Consider the following 16,263-nt stretch of genomic DNA (forward strand, 5'->3'; position numbering starts at 1 on the left):
GAATCAGAAGGGCGGCGGATCCGTCAGGCGCCGGAACCTGTTGCGCGCGCGTTCTACTCGTCGCCGTGCGTATTTCTCGGCCAGTCGGGTCCGCCCCCGGGACGGCGCCCGCTCGTCAGCCGATTCGGGTGTCGGCTCCGGCTCGGGCGGCGCGGCGAAACGGATTCGCCGTAGTCCGGGAAACATCACTTCGTTGGTCTCGGCCTCGCCGGCCAGCACCAGCCCCTCGGGTGTCGTGTACTCCGTCCGTAAGCGTCCGTCCGTGTCGCGATATTGGTCGTCGATCCAGTCGCCGAACGTCTTGAGTCGATGCCCGAACCGGCATTTGGCGTTCATGTCGTCGGCAGTGGTCTGTCCGCCGGCCGAGGGATCGCCGTGGTCGAACTCGTGGATGTGGTCGAGATCCGCCTCGAATGCCGAACACTCGCACCCCGGGTCGACACACTCGCCGTCGCGGACCCGAACGAAGGTGTCGAGTGCAGCCGACGGCCGATACGGGTCCGATGGCCGATGCGACGGAAGGGTGTACGTGCCGTCGGGCCCCTCGGTGACCGAGTCCGGCACGATCGGCCGGATTACGGCGTCCGGGCGTGATGCGAGGTCGCGCACATGGGCATCGGAGATCACGCCGTGCCCGTCGACGAGCCCGGCGTTCTGCGCCGTGCCGTCGAGTGTCCCCTCGTCGCAGACGACGTGAATGACGATCTTCGGGTCGACCGGCGGCACCGTGCCGGGCTGAGGGATCACGGCCGTGCAGTCCGATCTGCCGCAATCGCAGGTGAAGGGCGTGCCGGACAGCAGCGCGAACATCGCGTCGGATCGTCGTTGCTGTCGTGTCCGGCGGTCGTCCCGGCACGTCGCATCGGCCAGAGCTGCGACCGCCGCGACGGCGATCCGGATGTTCTCGGCCGCCATCACACCGACGATCTCGCCGACGCCGTCGGCCCGGGACTCGGTCCACACCCCGCGAGCATCCAGTGCGTCCTGTCGCCGGTCGCGGACAGCGTCCGGATCATGTCGGAAGATGATCCGATCGATCATGTCGCGGAAGCGTTTCCGGGACCACGAACCCGACGTGTCACGGATGATCGCCGCGATCTCCGCATCGACCAGCGGTGCGGCCGGCGAGTCGGCATCGAGCAGGTCGGTGCGGGTGATCGCGGCCTGCGCCTGCCAGCGGACGATGACCCCGTCCCGCAGGCAGGCAAGAACCTGCGGCAATCGGTCACGGAGGGCTACGGAGTGATCGAGTAGCTGCTCGGCGGCGAACTGGGTGAGCCCCCGCGTCCGCGCGATACGGGCCGCGCAGTCGGCGAACGCGTCGACGATCCGGTGGTCGGTGTCGCGGGTACCGGCAACCAGCTGCTCGAAGAGCGCGGCGGCCGAACGATACTCGGCATACGCGAGATACGCAGCGCCCCGGTCGAGCTCCGTCATGCCGAGCAACAGCTCATTGGTGGACGAGTCACCCGGCGCTTCCGGATCCACACCACGAACATATTCCGCGGGTAGATCCGGCCATGGCGAGGCGGACTCCGAATGCGATGGCACGAACAACCTTCCGACGTGATGGACAGGCACAGGACATCGTCATCACGTGGAAATCGTCGTCGTACTGAGCATCGGGCGGTACTGCGTCACGGCCTATAGGGTTCGCACACTGAGGGTTCTGCCCGGCTCAACTCATCCTGCTGCCGCCACCCTACGACGGGCCACCGACAAGTCCGCATCACCGCCGGTCACCGGACACGTTCGCGACCGCCGGGCCGTTCAGCGCAGAGCCGGCATGACCTCGGCGACGAAGCGGTCCAGGTCGGTGCGGTCGTGTGCGATGTCCGGGAAGTAGAAGATCCCGTAATCCATCCCCAAGTCCTGGATCGCGGAGAGATTCTCGACGACCTGCTCGGGAGTGCCGACGGCCGGCATGCCGCGGAAGGCCTCGATACTGGCCTTCGCCGCCGCGGGGTCGACGTATCGGGCCAACCGTTCCTCGAGTGCGGTCAGTTTGCGCTCCACATCGGACTCCGAGTCGCCGAGCATCACGTTGTAGTTGGCCGACCGGACGATCGACGAGTAGTCGCGGCCAAGATCGTCGCAATGCCGTTGCAGCACCGCCGATTTGTGCGCGAAACCTTCCGGCGTGCCGTCGAAGTTGGTGTAGTCGGCGTACTGCGCGGCAATGCGCAGCGTCTTCTTCTCGCCGCCGCCGGCGATCCACAGCGGGATGCGGCCGAGCGTCGGCCGGGGCGCACAGATTGCGTCATCGACCTGATAGTGCTTGCCGTCGAGGCTCGCCCGCCCGGTCTCCCAGGCCTGCTTCATGATCTGCACGCCCTCATCGAGACGACCGAGTCGTTCCCCGGCCGAGGGGAAGCCGTAACCGTACGCGCGCCACTCGTGCTCGTACCAGCCGCCGCCGATACCCATATGCACCCGACCACCCGAGATCAGGTCCGCGGTGGCCGCCACCTTGGCGAGGTACATCGGGTTCCGGTAGCTCATGGCCGTGCACATCTGGCCGATACCGATCCGCTGCGTCGTCGCTGCGAAGGCCGACACCAGGGTCCAGGCCTCGTGGGTGGCCTCGTCGGTGGGCATCGGCACGGTGTGGAAATGGTCGTAGACCCAGATCGAGTCGAATCCGGCTGTTTCCGCGGCACCGGCCAACGACGACATCACCGGCCATTGCTCGGCGGGTTCGATACCCGTGAGGTCCAGCCGCCATCCCTGAGGAACAAACATTCCGAATCGCATGGCCGATACGCTACCGACGAGTGCGGTACCGGGGCACCTAGACTGGGGTTCGCGCGGGGTGGATTCGCGGACCGATCGATGAGGGGGCAACGGCGACGATGGCACGGTCCCGCAGCCGGCAGGTCACCGAGACCCGGGAGCGCATTCTGACCACGGCCGAACAGTTGTTCGCCGAACGCGGCGTCTCGTCGGTGTCGAACAGGCAGATCAGCGAGGCGGCCGGGCAGGGCAACAATTTCGCGGTGGGTTATCACTTCGGTGGCCGCGCCGAGCTCATCGAGGCCATCCTCGAACGCCATGGCGGGCGCATCGAACCGATCCGTCAGGCCACTCTCGCGGAACTCGGTCCCGGCGCCGGGCTTCGCGACTGGCTGACGTGCCTGGTGCGTCCGCACACCGAGTACTTCGCATCGCTCGGGCCGCCCACCTATTTCGCCCGGTTCTGTGCACAGGTGACCACCGATCCACAGCTACGTCAGCTGATGTACGCCGAGGCCGCGATGTCGGAGAGCCTTCTGGACGTGCTCACCGGGATGTACGAGGCCTTGCCGCCGCTGTCCGACGAGGTACGTGAGGCCCGGGACGCGATGACCCGGAACATCCTGGTGCACACCATGGCCGACTTCGAATTCGCCCACGCCTCCGGGCACCCGGCCGAGGGGGCGGGTTTCGGAGACTCGATCCGTACCTGGTCCGATCTGCAGGGCCATCTCGTCGACGCACTCACCGGCATATGGCTGGCGCCTGCGGCATCGGACGACACGACGTCGCCGTCGTGACCCCCAGGCGGGTCAGATGAGGGTCCCGACGTCGGAGCGGACGAGGTTGTCGAGAGCGCGTTCGGCGACCGCGGCGATCGTCATCGACGGATTGCACGCCGCGGTATTCCCCGGGATGAGTGCACCGTCGACCACGTAGAGCCCCGGTTGACCCTGCACACGTCCGTCGAGATCACACACCGTTCCCATGCAGGCACCGCCGAGGGCGTGCCATGTCGAGGGCACCACCGCATTGGTGTCGGTGAGGACGGTGCCGCGTCCCGCGATCCGGTGCGCTGCCGGGCCGATGTGGTTGTCCTGGATGTGCCGATCCCCGTCCTTCGGCCACCGCAGCCGCGCGTCGTCGGCGTTCGAGTCGTAGACGAAGTGACCGCGTGCGTCGCTCACCCCGAATCCGACGAGCATCGTGCTGCGCGGATCCACCGCCATGGCCGGGATCGATGCCTGCACGATCGTGAACGCGTTGGCGGGATCGGACCAATTGCGGCTGCCGTAGATCACCGGCCCGCCCTGGGTATCGCCGAAGCCGCGGGCCGGATCGGACCAGACGTAGATGCGGTCGGCGTTGGTGCCCCAGCCCCGGCCCAGACCGTCCGGGACATCACGCAGGTGACCGCGGGCCGCGGAGCGCACGAGAAGCTTGGTGGTGTTGACGCTACCCGCACCCATGATCAGGGTCGGTGTCGTGAGAATCTGCTGTGCCACAACGTTTCCGGAGGTGTCGATGCGGTCCACGAAGACCTCCCACCTGCCGTTGCGGGTCCGGCGGACATCGGTGACCTGATGCAGGGTGCGCACGTCGACGAGGCCGGTCCGCTCGGCGGCGCGGATGTAGGTGACGTCCACCGAGTGCTTGCCGCCGTTGTTCACCCCGATCGCACAGTCCCCGTTGGTGTACGACGGCTTCATCGCACCCCGGAGCTCGGCGAGCGCGTACGACCAGTCGATGGGCATGGGAATCTTCGAAAGCGGCATCCCGGCGGCCCGGACGTTGCGTGCGAAGGTTCGCGCGGCGCGGTAGTTGGGGCTGTGGGCGAGTTCGTCGGGTGCGGCCCGCAGTCGGAGCATGCGCGCCACCCGCGGATAGTGCACCCGGTTCATCAGTTGCCAGTCGAGCTCCCCGGGCAGGTGCGCCTCGAAGACCTCGCGTGTCGGCTGCAGTGACATCCCCTGGTACACAAGCGATCCGCCGCCGAGACCGGCCGCGCACACGGCGGTCATGTTCTCGCCTACCACCGCCTCGAACAGCCCCGCGTAGGGGTCGAACACTGCGGGCCGGCCGAACAATTGGGGGCTCGACCGGTACCACAGGGCGCGCTTGTCGGGGTTGCCCGCGTGCGGAAAGGTCTCGGCATTCGGTCCCGTGACCCAGCGACGGCCGCGCTCGAGCAGGGTCACCCGCACACCGGCCTGCGCCAGTCGCAGCGCCGCGACCCCGCCGCCGAAGCCGGAACCCACGACCACCACCCGATGGTCCTCGCGGGTCAGTCGAATTCGTTTGCCCGGGGCGGCTTTCGGGGCACCGACGGCCGTGCCCCCGGTCGACGAACCGACCGTACCGGCCACTGCCGCGACTCCGGCCGCACCGGCCCCGGACAGAAATGAACGTCGACCGATCTCGACCATGCGTCGCCTCTCCGCAGATGTGAAACACCGGATCCCTGCGCATCGCCGCAAGGCACGCCGGACATTCAAACATCATTCAGTCATCTGACTCAACACCTGAGCCGCTTTTGTATGGTCAGCCTTCGATCTCGGCGACGCACAGCCCCATGCCCGACATCTTGCCGACAGACTGTCGGTAAGATCGTCGATGTCTCATCCGAGCCTCACCCAAGGAGTACCCATGTTCGTGGTCAGCAATCGCATCGACGTCACCGAGGACGCCCCCGCGTTCGAAGAGGCCTTCTCGAACGCCATGCGCACCACCCTCACCGGCGTCCCCGGTCTCCACCGCGCCACCCTGATGCGCCCGGAAACCGAAGGGCTGCCCTACATCTCGACGATGGAATTCGATACCAAGGACGACTTCCTGGCCTGGTTGAAGTCGGACTCGTTCCGCGCGTCGCACTCCGATCCGGACGCCGCCGGGATGCAGGCGCCGTCCGCGATCGAACAGCACACCCTGATCGAGACCTTCACGTCCTGACCCGCGGGAGATCCGTCAGCCGACGGTCAGGCCGAGATAGCCGCCGACCAGGCGACGGATCACGTCCGCGGCATCCGCCGGCGGGTGCACCGTGTCGCATCCGCCCGCCGGAGCGGGCCTGCAGGCCTGCATGATGATGGCGTCGATGATCTCCGCCATCCGCTGGGGCTCTGCCTCGCCGTGCGCGGCGAGCGCCTCCACCAGCGGCAGCTGCAATTCGCGGTGGAACCGCGTCATCGGTTCCTGGAGCACGGCGGGGTCGACGACCCGCGCGAGTGCGGCCGCGACGACCTGCTCCGACGAGGCGAACAACTGGATGTTGGCATCGATGTACGCCCAGATACGATCGCGTGAATCCGACTGCGCCTCAACCTGTTCACGGACCTGCCGAGCCCAGGACGGGAAGATGTCGGCGACTACGGCCGCGAGCAGGTCCTCGCTCGAGGAGTAGTACTGGTACACGCTGGATCGCGCCAGGCCGACCCGCTGCGCCACCTCGGCGAGGGTCGGCGCGCGACCGGTCTGCGCCAGGATCTCCCGTGCGACCGCCAGGATGGCGGCCTCCTGCTGCCGACGATGTTCGGCGACGGTGGGTGCGTCGATCCGCGGCACCGCCATCACCTCCGTCGTCAGTCCGTGTCGCGGGACACCTCCGTGAGTGCGCCGTCGACCATCTCGTAGATCCGGTCACAGTGTACGAGGACTTCGGTGTCGTGCGTGACCATGACCGTCGCCACGTCGTGTTGTTGCGATTCGACGGCCAGCAGTTCCACGATGTCGTGGCTGCGCTGCCGGTCGAGGGCCGCCGTCGGTTCGTCGACCAGGAGCAACCGGGGACCGGTGACAAGGGCACGCGCGATGCCCACACGCTGCCGCTCACCGCCCGACAGCTGATGGGGCCTGCGCTGCGCCTTGGCCGACATGCCGACACCGGCGAGCAGTTCCATCGGATCCCGCGCTGCGCGCAGTGCACCGAAGGTCAGCGGAAGCCGGAGTTGGTCGACGGCGGTGAGCGCGTCGATCAGGTTGTGACTCTGGAACACGAACCCGATGTCGGTGCGCCGCACGTCGCCCAGTTCGCGGGGCGACATCGAGCCGAGCGCACGGCCACCGACCTCCACCGTGCCCGATGTCGGCCGGATCAGCCCGCCCGCCACGGCGAGGAGGCTGGATTTGCCTGCGCCGGACGGCCCGACGATCGCCACGAGTTCCCCGGGCGCCACCTTCAGGGTGACCTCATCCAGGACGGTGACCTGCTCGTCACCGTCACCGCGGACCAGGCTCACCTGATCGAGAACCAGACCGTACTCCGTCATCGACTGCCTCCCAAGGCATTCAGAGGATCAACGCGTGTGATGCGCAGGACCGCCACCGCGGCGCCCGCCATGCCCAGCACGATGAGCAGGCCGAAGGCCACGGCGATCGGCGCCACCTCGAGGGCGAATGGCATGGCCGTGGAGGCTAGTGCGGCACCGAGTCCGACTCCGAGGGCGACGCCGACACCCGTCGAGATGACCAGCAGCAGGAAGGACTGCAGGAGCGCGTCACGCAACAGGTATCCGGTACTCGCACCGATCGCGCGCATCACCGCGATCTCCGGGCGCCGCTGGATGGTCAGCACCGTGAAGAACGCGCCGACGACCAGGGCCGAGATCGCGTACAGGAAGGCCTGGATGAGCGTGAGCGTGGAGGTTTCCGCGCTGTATCCCGGTGAGGCGGCGAAGGATTCGTCGAGTGTCAACGAGGTCGTCCCGGCGGCTTCGTCGCCTGCCGTCAGGTTCACGCCGTCGCCGTCGACCGCGATGGCCGTCACCTCCTCGTACACGCGGGGGGCCACTTCGTCGCCCGGGCGAACACCTGCCCGGATCTCCTGCCAGGTCCGCAACGGCACGTACGCGACGTCGACGTGACCGAAGGTGTGCTGACCGTCGAGGATGCCGACGACGTGCAATTCGGTACCGAGCGGCTCGACGACGACCGTGTCACCGATCTTCAGGCCCGCCTCGGCCGCGGTGTCACTGATTACGATGTCACCGGCACCCTGCGCATCGGTCCGCAAGGTGTTCCCCTGAGCCGCAGTGGGTTCCAAGGGGCCGCCGGGCTCGACGCCGAACAGTGCCAGGTCGATCTCGACACCGGATTCGGATCGTCCGTTGATCAAGGTGTTGCCGAAGGGCGCGGCGTCGCGAACTCCGTCTTGCTCCGCCCACTTCTGCGTGGCGGACACCGGGACCAGACTGCGCGAGAACGCCGAGTCGGTCTTGACGTTCTGCTGGAAGGCGAAGGAGGTGACCGGCAGCTTCTTGAGACCGGACACGCCGTCGTTCACCAATCCCACCGACAGCCCGCTCAGGATCACCATCAGGATGGCGATCAGCGCGACGACCGCGCCCATCAGAGCGAAGCGGCCGCGGGCGAAACGCAGTTCGCGTAGCGCGAGGAACATGCACAGCTCCTAAGTTATCGACATGCTGTCGGCAAATGTACCGACACGGTGTCGGGAACATCAAGTCGCGTCATCACTCACCTCCGCGCGGGATAGTGCGCGGGCAAAACGTCACACCCTTTCGTATTCGCACTGGTCAGAGACCATTCACGCACACCGCGAACGCCGCCCCGGCGGAACCACGGCCCTTCGACGCGGCAGCAATCTGTGAGCACCCCCACGCCCCAGACAAAGTTACAGACAGTCTGGACTGTTTGTAGATTTCGGATTAGTCTCCTCTCCATGACATCCGGGACCGACGCATCCGAGGGCGAGGCACCGGCCTCGACCACGCGTCGTACGCAGGCCGAACGGACGGCCGCCACGCGCCTGAAGGTGCTCGACGCGACCATCGACGCGCTGGTCGACGTCGGCTACGCGGGCACCACGACGCAAGAGGTGAACCGCCGCGCCGACGTGTCCCGCGGCGCCCTCCTGCACCACTTCCCGACGCGTGAGGCCCTGGTCGTCGCCGCGGTGTCCCATCTGGTGGACCGTCGCCTCGACGAACTGCTTGCCCGCCCGCGCACCGGCGACGAGGACATCGAGGTGATCGTCGAGGCCTTCGACGGACCGCTCTTCGACGCGGCACTCGAGCTCTGGGTGGCCGCACGCACCGACCCGGCACTTCGGGACGCGATGATGCCGCTCGAACAGCAGGTGTCCGACGCCCTCGCCGCCGGCTGCGCCGAACTCTTCGGCTCCCGCTACACCCCGGAACAGATCGAACTGAGCGTCGAACTCGCTCGCGGACTTGCCGTTTCCCGCATCCTGCGCAGTCCGGATGCCGACCGCGCCTATCTGTCTCGTCTACTCCCCCAGTGGAAGGAACACCTCGACCGCCATGACCGCTGACACGACACCCGAACATTCCGCGCCGCCCGCGTCCGTCGACGTCCTGATCGTGGGCACCGGATTCGGCGGTCTCGCCGCGATCCAGCGCCTGCGCAAGGACCATCCGCGGCTCCGGCTCGCCGTCATCGAACGCGCATCCGGCCCCGGCGGCGTCTGGCGGGACAACGACTATCCCGGCGCCGCCTGCGATGTGCCGACCTCCCTGTACTCGCTGTCCTTCGCCGACAAGCCGGACTGGTCGCACAGCTACGGACGGCAGAGCGAGATCCGCGAGTACCTGGAATCGGTCGCCGAACCGTACCGCGACCTCATCACCTACGACTGCCCGATGACCGGGGCACGCTGGGACGACGACGCGTCGGAGTGGGTCGTGGAGACCCCGCGCGGTGAGATCCGCGCGCATCACCTGGTGGCCGCGCCCGGGGCGCTCTCCGAGCCGGGCGTGCCCGACCTTCCCGGGTCGTCCGAGTTCACGGGCACCGTCTTCCACACCGCGCAGTGGAATCACGATCAGGAGCTCACCGGCCGGCGAGTGGCCATCGTCGGCAGCGGCGCATCGGCGATCCAGGTCGTCCCCGAGATCGTCGACACCGTCGACCATCTGACGGTCTTCCAGCGCACCCCGGCGTGGATCGTGCCCCGGCTGGACCGGTCGATCGGCGATGCCGAGCAGAACCTGTACCGCCGATTCCCGCTGAGCCACAAGATCGTCCGCCTGTTCACCTGGCTGTATCGGGAGTCGTACGTGGTGCTGATGGCCCGGCAGCCCAAGCTGCTGCCGCTGGCCAAGGCGGTCGCCAAGGCGCAGCTGTTCCTCCAGGTGCGCGACCGCGGGCTCCGCAAGCGACTCACGCCGTCCTACACCATCGGGTGCAAGCGAATGCTGCTGACCAACAAGTGGTTTCCCGCGCTGCAGCGAGACAACGTCACCGTCACCGGCGCGATCACCCGCCTCACCGCCACCGGCGCCGTCGATGATGCGGGCACCGAACATCCGGTGGACACCGTCATCTACGCCACCGGCTTCACGCCCACCGAACCCCCGATCGCACGCGCCATCACCGGCCGCGACGGGCGCACCCTGGCGCAGACCTGGGACGGTTCACCGAATGCCTACCGCGGCATGTCGATCCACGGATTCCCGAATCTGCACCTCATGTACGGGCCGAACACGAATCTCGGACACAGCTCCATCGTGCTGATGCTCGAGCCACAGGCCGGATACGTGTCGGCCGTCCTGACGACCCTGCGTGACCGCAACAAGGACGTCGTCGAGGTGACCGAGACGGCGCAGCGCCGCTACGCGGCGGAGATGGACAGGCAACTGGCGGGCACGGTGTGGAATTCCGGCGGCTGCTCGAGCTGGTATATCGATGCCTCGGGCCGCAATTCGGTGATGTGGCCGACGTTCACCCGCACCTTTCGCCGGATGATGTCCCGGTTCGAGCCCGCCGACCACATCCTGACGCACAGCCGTTCGGCGAAGACCGCGGAGGCGGCCCGGTGACCGAGGTTACCGATTTCGACGTGATCGTCGTCGGCTCCGGCTTCGGCGGTTCGGTCACCGCACTCCGGCTGTCGGAGAAGGGATATCGCGTCGGCATCCTCGAGGCCGGACGGCGCTTCACCGACGACCGGCTCCCGAAGACCAGCTGGCGCCTACGTGACTATCTCTGGGCGCCCACCCTCGGATGCTATGGGGTGCAACGCATGCACCCTCTGCGTGACGTCCTGGTGATGGCCGGAGCGGGTGTGGGCGGCGGTTCGCTCAACTACGCCAACACGCTCTACCGGCCACCGCAGGCCTTCTTCGACGATCCGCACTGGGGCGCGATCACCGACTGGGCCGCCGAACTCGCCCCGTACTACGACCAGGCCGAGCGGATGCTCGGCGCCACCACCTATCCGTACGTCACCCCGGCCGACGAGGTGATGCGTGAGGTCGCCGACGAATTCGGTGTGGGCGACACCTTCGTCCCGACACCCGTCGGCGTCTACTTCGGCACCCCGGGCAGGACCGAGGCCGATCCGTTCTTCGGCGGCGCGGGACCCGAGCGGACCGGCTGCACCGAATGCGGCGCCTGTATGACCGGATGTCGCGTCGGCGCGAAGAACACGCTGGTGAAGAACTACCTGTGGCTCGCGGAACGGGCAGGCGCGCAGATCATTCCGATGACCTCGGTGCACGCGGTGACCCCGGACGGCAGCGGCGGGTACGTCGTCGAGGCCCACCGCACCGGCCGCCGCCGCAAGCGCACCCGGTTCACCGCAGGTCAGGTCGTGCTGGCCGCCGGTACCTACGGCACCAACAAACTGCTGCTGTCGATGCAGCAATCCGGTGAGCTGCCCGGCCTGTCGAAGCGGCTGGGACGGGTGGTCCGCACCAACTCGGAGGCCGTCCTCGCGGCCACCGCACGCGACCGCGATATCGATTACACGCAGGGTGTGGCCATCACCTCGTCCTTCCATCCGAACGACCACACCCATATCGAGCCCGTCCGATACGGCAAGGGCAGCAACCTGATCGGACTTCTCCAGGCCGTGCTGGTGGACGGTGACGGACGCGTGCCCCGTCCACTCAGGGCTCTCGCGGCGATGCTGCGTCATCCGCTCGTCACGCTCCGGTCGCTGTCGGTGCGGCACTGGTCCGAACGCACGATCATCGCACTCGTCATGCAGACGGCCGACAACTCGATCGAATTGTTCGCCGGCCGTGGACGATTCGGTCCCCGTTTACGCAGCCGTGCGGGTGCCGGGGAGCCACCACCGCGCTGGATCCCCGAGGGTCATCGTGCGGTGCGATCCATCGCACGCCGGATCGACGGCGACGCGGGCGGTTCGGTCGTCGACCTGCTGAACATCCCGATGACCGCGCACTTCCTGGGTGGCTGCGCCATCGGTTCCGGACCCGACCACGGTGTGGTGGACGCCTATCACCGGGTCTTCGGGCATCCGGGCCTGCATGTCGTCGACGGTGCGACCGTGTCGGCGAACCTGGGGGTGAATCCGTCGCTGACGATCACCGCGCAGGCCGAACGCGCGATCGCGATGTGGCCCAATCGTGGTGAGCGCGACGCCCGGCCCGGCCTCGGCGGCACGTATCGCCCGGTTCCCGCGGTGCCGCCGGTTCGTCCGGCGGTGCCCGGCGACGCACCGGGCGCACTACGTCTGCCGATCACCCCGGTCCGCCGTACCGCGACCGCGGGCTGACACCTCCGGAGCGCACCGAGTCCCGGTGCGCGGCCGGGCGGGCTCAGAAGGAGTGGGCTCCGCCGTCGATCGAAATATGTTCGGCGGTGATGAATTTCGCTTCGTCGGAGGCGAGAAAGGCCACCACGTTGGCGATCTCGTCGGGATCGGCGACGAATTGGTTCAGGAACGTCATCCCCATACCCGCGAGACGCGGGTTGGCGGCATTCGTCTCCTCGATGCGCGCCACCATCTGCCCGGAGCCCATCGGTGTCGCCACGGCGCCGGGATGGACACTGTTGACCCGGATGTCGTGGTTGCCGAGCTCGGCCGCGAAGGCCCGTGTCATCCCGACCAGGGCATGCTTGCTGGTGGTGTAGTGCACCATGAACGGCTGCATCTTCAGACCCGCGAGTGAGCTGATCAGGATCACCGATCCGCCCCCGCGGTCGATGAGGTGCGGTGCCGTCGCCATCACGGTGTTCCAGGCGCCGGTGACATTGATGTCGATGGTGTCCCGGAAGCTGTCCGCGGTGACCTCGTTCCAGGTCTGCGGAATGCAGATGCCCGCGTTGGCGACCACGATGTCGAGGCCACTGAACATGTCGGAGGACTCCCGCGCGACGGCCGTCAGCGCATCGAGGTCGCGGACATCGGCCTGCACGAGATGCGATGTGCCGCCTGCCTCCGCGATCAGTCGGCCGGTCTCCTCGAGGTCGGCGGGAGTCGCCGAATCGTAGGGCACACCGGGGAGCGGACCGGCGAGATCCACACCGACGATCCGCGCACCCTCGCGGGCGAGACGGATCGCGTGTGCGCGTCCCTGACCGCGGGCCACACCCGTGACGAACGCGACCTTCTCGTCGAGACGCCCCATCGCACAACCTCTTTCCCGGACGCGCCGGAGCACGTCGCCATTGATATGCCGCGGATGCGGCGTCCGATGTCCACGGTGCTCAGAGCGGCAGGCCCTGCTCCAGGAGGTCGATGGCCTCCATGGGGTCGTCGTACAGCGTGTCCATCGCGCCGGGCTGATCGACGCGCTGCGCGAAGTGGAACATCAATCCGCCTGCGGCGGCGACGAAGACACGGAGACGGCGGCTGTCGACCGGTACGCCGAGATAGTTCGCGAAGATCTCGGCACCGCTGGATATCGCCCGGTCGGATTCGATCTGATGCGCCATCCGCAGTACCGGTTCCGACTGGATGAGCCGCATCCGTTCGGTGTCGGTGACCCACGGATCCTCGGACCCCACCTCGAACAGCCGCGTCACCAGATGGCGGAGCAGATCGAAGCGGCCCAGTCCCTCGGGTATGTCGGCGAGGGCCGCCTCCCGCTCCTCCTCGAAATCGTCGGCGATGACGACCTGCTCCTTCGAACTGAAGTAGCGGAAGAACGTCGTGTGCGAGACGCCCGCCTCCCGCGCGATCTGTTCGACGGTCGTCTGCGTGTATCCCTGTTCGGCGAACAGCGCCATGGCCGCCTGCCGGATCGCGGTGCGGGTGCGCATCTTGTTGCGCTCTCGCAGTCCGACCCGACGCTCCGGGTCGGCTCCGGCGGGCGTCGCCCCCGGGACCGTGGTGCCCGACGTGGCCATGGCGCTGTTCCTCCTCACTCGTCGATGCCGGTCAGGCCGGCGCTCCCACCACTTCGGAGTCCTTGTCCGTCACGGACTCGGTGGCCGGCAGGCCGCGGTTGCGGACCGCCTCACCCTCGATGTCGAAGTTCGGTATGAGCCGATCCAACCACTTGGGCAGTCCCCAGGCGCGATCTCCGAGCAATGTGATGATCGCCGGCACCACCATCATGCGAATGATGAAGGCGTCGAAGAACACCGCGATCGCCAGGGCGAACCCGATCATCTTGGACGTCGTGTCCGGGGCCAGCATGAATGCGGCGAACACGCTGATCATGATGATGGCGGCCGAGGTGACCACGCGGGCGCCGTGCCGGTATCCGGCGACGATCGCGTCCTTCGCCGACATGCCGTGGATGTACTCCTCCCGCATACGGGTCACCAGGAACACCTGATAGTCCATCGCGAGTCCGAAGACCACACCGATCAGGAAGATCGGCAGGAACGACAGGATCGGTTTGGTGTTGTCGATGAGCCCGAACGCACCTTCCTGGAAGATCGCGACCGTCATGCCGAAGGTTGCGAGCACCGAGAAGATGAAACCGAGCGTGCCCACCAGTGGCACCCAGATCGACCGGAACACCGCGATCATGATGAGGAAGGCGAGCCCGACGACGACGATCAGGTACGGGATGAGGGCCTTGTCGAGTTTGGCCGACAGATCCGACATGATGGCCGTCTGACCGCCGACGTGCAGTTCCGATCCGGCCTGCTCGGCCTGCGGGCTGAACTCCCGGATCTGCTCCATCAGGGTGTGCGTGGCCTCGTCCGACGGTGCGCTCACGGGCGTCACCGTGATCAGCGCGGTATCGGCGCCGATGTTCGGAAGCGGCTGTCCCGCACCCGGTTTGCCATTGCCCATCCAGGCCAGCGACTGCGCGTTGGCCACGTCATCGAGAGTCTTGATGTGCTCGACGGTCTGCTGCGCCGCCGGGGCCACGTCGCCGCCGTCGGCGTGCAGGACCACCAGCAGCGGCCCGTTGATGCCCTGGCCGAAGCCCTCGGCCAGGAGTTCCTGGGCGGGCACCTCGTCGTCGGCCGACAGTGACAGCCCGAGTTCCATCTTGCCCATCGGGACGGCGGCCAGCGCCAGCACCAGCAGCCCACCGATGATGAACGGGATGGGGCGCCGAACCACGCTGCGGCCGAAGCGAACCCCGTTGGTCTCGGCCGTCTCGTCCGGCTCGGCGTGCCGGATCCAGGGGATGCGCGGACTGAACGCGAATCGTCCGAAGGCGCCGAGCAGTGCCGGGATCAGGGTGAGCGCACCGAGCACGGCGATCGCGACGGCGACGGCGGCACCCATACCCATCTGGGTGATGAGCGGAATCCCGATGACCATCAGGGCCACGACGGCGATGATCACGGTGAGTCCCGCGAAGACCACCGCGGATCCGGCCGTACCGACCGCCCGGCCCGCGGCGTCGGCTCTGCTGCCGCCACGTTTCACCTCGCTGCGATAGCGGGAGACGATGAACAGGGCGTAGTCGATGGATACCGCGATGCCGAGCATCGTGACGATTCCGGTGGCCGTTTCGTTGATCGACATGAACTCGGCGGACAGCGTCAGCAGCATGATGGTGATCGCCACGCCGACGAGACCGGTGACGAGCGGGATGAATGCGGCGACGAGAGCACCGAAGGCCACGATCATCACCACGAAGGCCACGGCGAAGCCGATCATCTCGGCCTTGCCACCCTCCTCGAGGACCTGCATCAGCGAACCGGTCGCCTCGACCCGCAGCCCGTCGCCGCGATGTTTGTCGAGGATCTCGGTCAGCTTCTCCTTGTCCTCGATCTTCAGATCCATCACCTCGATGTTCTGACGGACCTGGATGAGGCCGACCTTGCCGTCGTTACCGAGAACCGTCGGCGCGAGTTCGGGTTTCGCGGCTGCCACGGTCACCGGGTTGACCAGGGTCGCGGGATCGGTGAGCTCGGGCAGGGTGCGCAGGTCGGCGACGAGGGCGTCGACGGCGCCCCGATGCGCGGCCACCCCGTCGTCGGCCGCCACCAGCACACTGGTGGACGCCCGCTCCTGCTGCTTGAGAACCTCCGGGAAATACTGCTCGACCTGCTCGGTCGCCGTTCCGGAGTCGGTGCCCGGGAGGCTGAAGTCCTTGGCGAACTGGGGATTCAGTCCGCCGACGAGGCCGCCGACGATGGCCGCGGCCACCACCCAGACCCCGATCACCCACCACTTGTGCCGGAAGGACGTCCTTCCGACGCGATACAGAAATGAGGCCATCACTCGCCTTTCGCGTTCGGGTTGCTGTGTTCGCAAGAGGCAGCACCCACCCCCGATTGGAAAGTGTTAGTGACTACCACTTGTTACTGAATAACAGAATCGAGCAGCCATCGCCACGTTCGGGCCGCCGATCGTGATGGACGTCTCGCCCGGCCCGCGGACAATCG

14 protein-coding genes are annotated in these 16,263 nt (G+C 67.3%); 5 read left to right on the top strand and 9 right to left on the bottom strand.

Annotation, left to right across the window (positions count from 1 at the left end; all coding sequences use genetic code 11):
- Positions 1–3: 3 nt before the first annotated feature.
- Positions 4–1,488: an HNH endonuclease signature motif containing protein gene (locus AC4JJG_RS02900; protein ID WP_495399031.1), complete on the bottom strand. Its 1,485-nt coding sequence runs from the start codon at positions 1,486–1,488 to the stop codon at positions 4–6.
- 282 nt (positions 1,489–1,770) lie between these two features.
- On the bottom strand, positions 1,771–2,754 hold the full coding sequence (locus AC4JJG_RS02905) for an LLM class F420-dependent oxidoreductase (protein ID WP_495399030.1): 984 nt from the start codon (positions 2,752–2,754) through the stop codon (positions 1,771–1,773).
- A 98-nt stretch (positions 2,755–2,852) separates the two neighbouring features.
- On the opposite strand from AC4JJG_RS02905, the gene AC4JJG_RS02910 reads away from it, so the two are divergent.
- The gene (locus AC4JJG_RS02910; RefSeq protein ID WP_495399029.1) at positions 2,853–3,533 is read left to right on the top strand and encodes a TetR/AcrR family transcriptional regulator; all 681 of its coding nucleotides are present in this window, start codon (positions 2,853–2,855) and stop codon (positions 3,531–3,533) included.
- 12 nt (positions 3,534–3,545) lie between these two features.
- On the opposite strand, the gene AC4JJG_RS02915 is transcribed toward AC4JJG_RS02910, so the two are convergent.
- Entirely contained in the window at positions 3,546–5,159 is a 1,614-nt protein-coding gene (locus AC4JJG_RS02915; protein ID WP_495399028.1) for a GMC oxidoreductase, read from the bottom strand.
- Between the two features lie 220 nt (positions 5,160–5,379).
- On the opposite strand from AC4JJG_RS02915, the gene AC4JJG_RS02920 reads away from it, so the two are divergent.
- Positions 5,380–5,682, top strand: coding sequence for an antibiotic biosynthesis monooxygenase family protein (locus AC4JJG_RS02920; RefSeq protein ID WP_495399027.1), 303 nt, complete (start codon positions 5,380–5,382; stop codon positions 5,680–5,682).
- A 15-nt stretch (positions 5,683–5,697) separates the two neighbouring features.
- Here AC4JJG_RS02920 and AC4JJG_RS02925 read toward each other — a convergent pair whose 3' ends face one another.
- From AC4JJG_RS02925 to AC4JJG_RS02935, 3 genes are read right to left on the bottom strand one after another with little or no spacing between them, the layout of a single operon-like run.
- Entirely contained in the window at positions 5,698–6,300 is a 603-nt protein-coding gene (locus AC4JJG_RS02925; RefSeq protein ID WP_495405740.1) for a TetR/AcrR family transcriptional regulator, read from the bottom strand.
- An 11-nt stretch (positions 6,301–6,311) separates the two neighbouring features.
- The gene (locus AC4JJG_RS02930) at positions 6,312–6,998 is read right to left on the bottom strand and encodes an ABC transporter ATP-binding protein (RefSeq protein WP_495399025.1); all 687 of its coding nucleotides are present in this window, start codon (positions 6,996–6,998) and stop codon (positions 6,312–6,314) included.
- Entirely contained in the window at positions 6,995–8,128 is a 1,134-nt protein-coding gene (locus AC4JJG_RS02935) for an ABC transporter permease (protein ID WP_495399024.1), read from the bottom strand. The genes AC4JJG_RS02930 and AC4JJG_RS02935 overlap by 4 nt, the downstream gene beginning before the upstream one ends.
- Positions 8,129–8,410: 282 nt before the next feature.
- Here AC4JJG_RS02935 and AC4JJG_RS02940 point away from each other — a divergent pair, with 282 nt between their 5' ends.
- From AC4JJG_RS02940 to AC4JJG_RS02950, 3 genes are read left to right on the top strand one after another with little or no spacing between them, the layout of a single operon-like run.
- The gene (locus AC4JJG_RS02940; protein WP_495399023.1) at positions 8,411–9,022 is read left to right on the top strand and encodes a TetR/AcrR family transcriptional regulator; all 612 of its coding nucleotides are present in this window, start codon (positions 8,411–8,413) and stop codon (positions 9,020–9,022) included.
- A complete protein-coding gene (locus tag AC4JJG_RS02945; RefSeq protein WP_495399022.1) occupies positions 9,012–10,529 on the top strand; it encodes a flavin-containing monooxygenase in 1,518 nt (505 codons plus the stop codon). The genes AC4JJG_RS02940 and AC4JJG_RS02945 overlap by 11 nt, the downstream gene beginning before the upstream one ends.
- Positions 10,526–12,232 carry a GMC family oxidoreductase N-terminal domain-containing protein gene (locus AC4JJG_RS02950; protein WP_495399021.1) on the top strand — a complete coding sequence of 569 codons (1,707 nt, stop codon included), beginning with the start codon at positions 10,526–10,528 and terminating at the stop codon, positions 12,230–12,232. The genes AC4JJG_RS02945 and AC4JJG_RS02950 overlap by 4 nt, the downstream gene beginning before the upstream one ends.
- 43 nt (positions 12,233–12,275) lie before the next feature.
- On the opposite strand, the gene AC4JJG_RS02955 is transcribed toward AC4JJG_RS02950, so the two are convergent.
- The 3 genes from AC4JJG_RS02955 to AC4JJG_RS02965 all read right to left on the bottom strand — a co-directional run bounded on the left by AC4JJG_RS02955 (position 12,276) and on the right by AC4JJG_RS02965 (position 16,096).
- A complete protein-coding gene (locus AC4JJG_RS02955; RefSeq protein ID WP_495399020.1) occupies positions 12,276–13,088 on the bottom strand; it encodes a mycofactocin-coupled SDR family oxidoreductase in 813 nt (270 codons plus the stop codon).
- 79 nt (positions 13,089–13,167) lie between these two features.
- Entirely contained in the window at positions 13,168–13,809 is a 642-nt protein-coding gene (locus AC4JJG_RS02960; protein WP_495399019.1) for a TetR/AcrR family transcriptional regulator, read from the bottom strand.
- 31 nt (positions 13,810–13,840) lie between these two features.
- Positions 13,841–16,096: an MMPL family transporter gene (locus tag AC4JJG_RS02965; protein ID WP_495399018.1), complete on the bottom strand. Its 2,256-nt coding sequence runs from the start codon at positions 16,094–16,096 to the stop codon at positions 13,841–13,843.
- Positions 16,097–16,263: the final 167 nt, after the last annotated feature.

It is taken from the genome of Gordonia sp. B8661-1 (genome assembly GCF_059427765.1).

Coding starts and splice junctions, on each gene's coding strand:
- AC4JJG_RS02945 (WP_495399022.1), top strand. CDS start 9,012: ATGACCGCTGACACGACACCCGAACATTCCGCGCCGCCCGCGTCCGTC.
- AC4JJG_RS02905 (WP_495399030.1), bottom strand. CDS start 2,754: ATGCGATTCGGAATGTTTGTTCCTCAGGGATGGCGGCTGGACCTCACG.
- AC4JJG_RS02940 (WP_495399023.1), top strand. CDS start 8,411: ATGACATCCGGGACCGACGCATCCGAGGGCGAGGCACCGGCCTCGACC.
- AC4JJG_RS02960 (WP_495399019.1), bottom strand. CDS start 13,809: ATGGCCACGTCGGGCACCACGGTCCCGGGGGCGACGCCCGCCGGAGCC.
- AC4JJG_RS02920 (WP_495399027.1), top strand. CDS start 5,380: ATGTTCGTGGTCAGCAATCGCATCGACGTCACCGAGGACGCCCCCGCG.
- AC4JJG_RS02955 (WP_495399020.1), bottom strand. CDS start 13,088: ATGGGGCGTCTCGACGAGAAGGTCGCGTTCGTCACGGGTGTGGCCCGC.
- AC4JJG_RS02935 (WP_495399024.1), bottom strand. CDS start 8,128: ATGTTCCTCGCGCTACGCGAACTGCGTTTCGCCCGCGGCCGCTTCGCT.
- AC4JJG_RS02910 (WP_495399029.1), top strand. CDS start 2,853: ATGGCACGGTCCCGCAGCCGGCAGGTCACCGAGACCCGGGAGCGCATT.
- AC4JJG_RS02915 (WP_495399028.1), bottom strand. CDS start 5,159: ATGGTCGAGATCGGTCGACGTTCATTTCTGTCCGGGGCCGGTGCGGCC.
- AC4JJG_RS02965 (WP_495399018.1), bottom strand. CDS start 16,096: ATGGCCTCATTTCTGTATCGCGTCGGAAGGACGTCCTTCCGGCACAAG.
- AC4JJG_RS02930 (WP_495399025.1), bottom strand. CDS start 6,998: ATGACGGAGTACGGTCTGGTTCTCGATCAGGTGAGCCTGGTCCGCGGT.
- AC4JJG_RS02925 (WP_495405740.1), bottom strand. CDS start 6,300: ATGGCGGTGCCGCGGATCGACGCACCCACCGTCGCCGAACATCGTCGG.